This window comes from Shigella sp. FJ200513 (assembly GCF_040495915.1).
Taxonomy (GTDB): Bacteria; Pseudomonadota; Gammaproteobacteria; order Enterobacterales; family Enterobacteriaceae; genus ECMA0423.
In genome coordinates, this window is the sequence record NZ_JBDYCV010000284.1 from 1 (window position 1) to 487 (window position 487).

The window sequence follows — 487 nt, forward strand, 5'->3', positions numbered from 1 at the left end:
ACGGGAATATCTGCGGCAGCGGGCTTGTAATGGGTTAAGTGATAACAGATGTCTGGAAATATAGGGGCAAATCCAGTATAAGCCATTATCAAACCCACCCGTAGATAGGCTTTGTAATGGCTACTTCTTCAGAAATGATTCGATGAATTCACGTCGAGGATGACGATAGTTCAGAATATCTTCTGGCATCCTCATAAAGCGGTTGTTGCCGTCTTTGGCAGTAACAAAACAGCTGTGAACTCCGCAGACATCCGTTTTGATCGTGTCGCTATACTCAAAAAGCAACTGAGCCATCTTCTCTTGCCATTCTGGAGGCATAGCCTCCATGAATACTCGCGGCATCACGCAGAACGACGCATGCGTAAGACCAAACCACAGTTGCAGGTCTTTACGATATTCTTCATCCATCGTCTTGAAGTGGCACACTGAATTTGGCCACCTGAACAGAGGTGATATGCTCACCTCAGAACAACACAGGTGCTCCAAT

1 protein-coding gene is annotated in these 487 nt (G+C 46.2%); it reads right to left on the minus strand.

What is annotated here, in order from left to right; translation table 11 throughout:
* Nucleotides 1-120: 120 nt before the first annotated feature.
* The gene (locus tag ABZJ92_RS22260; RefSeq protein WP_000343116.1) at nucleotides 121-408 is read right to left on the minus strand and encodes a hypothetical protein; all 288 of its coding nucleotides are present in this window, start codon (nucleotides 406-408) and stop codon (nucleotides 121-123) included.
* Nucleotides 409-487: the final 79 nt, after the last annotated feature.

Bases quoted from the DNA above. Each gene is read 5' to 3' on its own strand.
- ABZJ92_RS22260 (WP_000343116.1), bottom strand. From the start codon at position 408: ATGGATGAAGAATATCGTAAAGACCTGCAACTGTGGTTTGGTCTTACG.